The organism is Arthrobacter sp. 9V (assembly GCF_902506065.1).
Classification (GTDB): domain Bacteria; phylum Actinomycetota; class Actinomycetes; order Actinomycetales; family Micrococcaceae; genus Arthrobacter.
Window position 1 is genome coordinate 1 of record NZ_LR732969.1, and the last position, 2,818, is coordinate 2,818.

At 65.5% G+C, this 2,818-nt stretch carries 3 protein-coding genes; 2 read left to right on the plus strand and 1 reads right to left on the minus strand.

What is annotated here, in order from left to right; all coding sequences use genetic code 11:
• Window positions 1–1,135: VanZ family protein (locus tag BACI9J_RS22835; RefSeq protein WP_236558884.1), on the plus strand; the 1,135-nt coding region annotated here is incomplete at its 5' end.
• Window positions 1,136–1,223: 88 nt separating this feature from the next.
• Here BACI9J_RS22835 and BACI9J_RS22840 read toward each other — a convergent pair.
• Window positions 1,224–2,255: a PDDEXK nuclease domain-containing protein gene (locus tag BACI9J_RS22840; RefSeq protein WP_201296720.1), complete on the minus strand. Its 1,032-nt coding sequence runs from the start codon at window positions 2,253–2,255 to the stop codon at window positions 1,224–1,226.
• 108 nt (window positions 2,256–2,363) lie between these two features.
• Between BACI9J_RS22840 and BACI9J_RS22845 the strand changes: the two genes are divergently transcribed.
• Window positions 2,364–2,708: a histone-like nucleoid-structuring protein Lsr2 gene (locus BACI9J_RS22845; RefSeq protein ID WP_159736665.1), complete on the plus strand. Its 345-nt coding sequence runs from the start codon at window positions 2,364–2,366 to the stop codon at window positions 2,706–2,708.
• Window positions 2,709–2,818 lie beyond the last annotated feature (110 nt).

The following is a 2,818-nucleotide window of genomic DNA, read 5'->3' on the forward strand; positions in this document are numbered from 1 at the left end:
TTCGCGATTGGATAGTTCCGGTATTTTACGTGGTATGGGCACAGTTTTTCCCGGCGTCATCGCGCTCGCTATCGGCTTCGCGCTCAGCGTCGCCGCACTCGTGCCATGGATCGCACGCGAGTACCGGACGCACGGCCAACTTCGGTTCCGCCGCTCCCTCGTCGCGTTCGGCGCGCTTGTCTACGCTCTCGCATTGCTGACGTACACACTGTTGCCCCTGCCCGCGGACGTCTCGACGATGTGCCAGGCATCAGCCGGGCCCCAGCTGCGTCCCTTCTCCTTCCTCGCCGATATCGCCAAGGAAGGGGGCATCAGCGGCCCGCGCTCCCTTGTCTCGAACCCGGCGGCCGCGCAAGTGATCTTCAACGTGCTGCTGTTCCTACCGCTGGGTGCGTTCGCCAAGCACGCCCTCGCCCGACACCGACTCCTCATGGGGCTCCTCGCGGGCTTCGGTGCTGGGCTGGTCGTGTCGCTGCTCATCGAGACCACGCAGCTCACCGGCGACTGGTTCCTCTACCCGTGCTCGTATCGCCTGTTCGACTTCGACGACCTCTTCGCGAACACCGCCGGCGCTCTGCTCGGCACACTCCTCGCGCCGCTCGTCGGACTCCTCGCTGGAGCCAGCAGCTCGAGCACCGACGACGCTGAAGCGCCGCGACCGGTAACAGCAGCTCGCAGGTTCTCGGGCATCCTGTCCGACGTCCTGGCTATCTGGTTCGTGTCAGCTGCCATCAGCCTTGGAACGGCGCTGGCCTGGACAGCCGCCGGGCGGAACCCACAGTCACCGCAGCTCACCGCACTCGTCGACGTGTCCGCGCTCGTTGCGCCTCTTCTGCAACTCGTCGTCGTCCTCCTGTCCGGCCGCACGTTGGGCGAGCACGTCGTGCGTCTGAGGCCACGGCCTGTCCCGAACGTCGGGAAGCGGTTGGCGCGCTGGGCACTCGGATCCGGCGGGTGGGCCACATTGCTCGCACTCGGCTTCCCGTTTTCCGGGTTCCTCGCGTTCTGCCTCGCGATCGCCTCGATCATTGCTGTGTGGAAGACGAGAGCTCACCGCGGCCTCGCGCTTGCGTTGACCGGAATCGAAATCGAAGACGAGCGGGTTGCGGTATCGCCGCGGTCCCTCGCCGAGTGAGCATCGGACACGGAACAGTGCCGTCGTCTCGACAACGGATCTGCTTCTGGACGTCTCCCTAGCGACGTAAGGCGCTGACGAGCCGGCGCTAGGAGTCCGCTGGGTCCTGCGCCGTGGTGAGCGCGGAAGCCAGGTCAGCTTCCGAAGGCAGAGCCGCCCGCACCGCCGGCGGAAGGAGGTCGTAGCTGGCCACACCAATCGGCGTCTGCTGGCCTGCGAGTGAATAGCGGACGACGGTGTCGTTCTTGTCCGCGACCAGCAGCAAGCCGACCGTGTCCGCGTGCTGAGGTCGGCGGAGCTTGTCGTCGACGAGTGCGACGTAGAAGCCGAGCTGGCCGAGATACTCCGGCCTGAACTTTCCGGTCTTGAGCTCGATCACGACATACCGGAGCTGCTCGACGTGGAAGAACAGCAAGTCGACGTAAAAGTCGTCCCCGTCGACGTCGAAGTGCACCTGCCGGCCAACGAACGCGAACCCCTCCCCGAGCTCGCGGAGGGTATCGATGATCCGATCGACCAGTGCCTGCTCGAGGTGGCGTTCCTTCGCGTCACCGTCGAGCGCGAGGAAGTCCAGCACGTACGGGTCCTTCGTGATCTGCTGCGCCAGATCCGAGTCCCCCGGCGGGAGCACCTCAGCGAAGTTCGTCGGCGCCGCCTGCAGCCGGGCGTGCGCTGCGGAGCGGATCTGGTGCTCGAGGACGTTCCGCGACCACCCGTGGGCGGCCGCTTGGCCGGCGTACCAGTCCCGGAGCTCGTGGTCATCGAGCCGGTCGAGGAGGACGGTGATGTGCCCCCAGGGCAGTTGTGCAACAGCCTGTTGCAGAATCTGCTCGTCCGGCCACGCCGCCGCGAACGCTCGCATGTAGGCGAGGTTCCGCGGGGAGAAGCCCTTCATCTCCGGGAACTCAGCACGCAGATCCGTCGCGAGCCGACCGATGACGTTGCTCCCCCATCCATCCTCGCCCTGACGCTGCAGGATCGTTGCGCCGATTCCCCAATAGAGGCGGATGAGTTCCGTGTTCACGCGGCGCTGCGCCGTGAACCGGGCAGCACGCACTTGCTGCTTCAGCTCGGCAAGAGCAGCGGCATACCCGGATACGGCTGGCGACGAATCAGACATCACCGCTCAGTCTGCCCGACCAGCCGATCGGAAGAAGAACGAACGAAGCGTTCTACGGGATCAGCTATGCCAGGGTGGAGAGGATCCCCGAGCGAAAGGCGACCTCCCATGGCGCAAAAAGTCACCACGCACCTCGTCGACGACCTCACCGGCGACACCATCGAAGACGGCAAGGGCCGTACCATCACGTTCGGCTTCGACGGCGCCTACTACGAAATCGACCTCACCGACGACAACGCCGACGCGCTCCGCGAAGCGTTCTCCGACTACATCGCCGCCGCCCGCAAGGTCACCAGCCGCGCTGGCCGCACCAGTGCGGGCAGCGCGCCGAAGCGCGGCAACTCGGAAGAGCTCGGCAAGATCCGCGAGTGGGCCAAGGAGAACGGGTACGAAGTCTCGTCCCGTGGTCGTATCTCGACGCAGGTGCAGGAAGCGTACGCAGCAGCGCACTGACGCTCGCCGCAGCAGGACCCGGGTGATCTCGATCGCCCGGGTCCTTCTTCTTTCCTCCACAGGGGCTATCTGCTCGCACTGATTCCACAGATTCTGCATCGTCACTGATG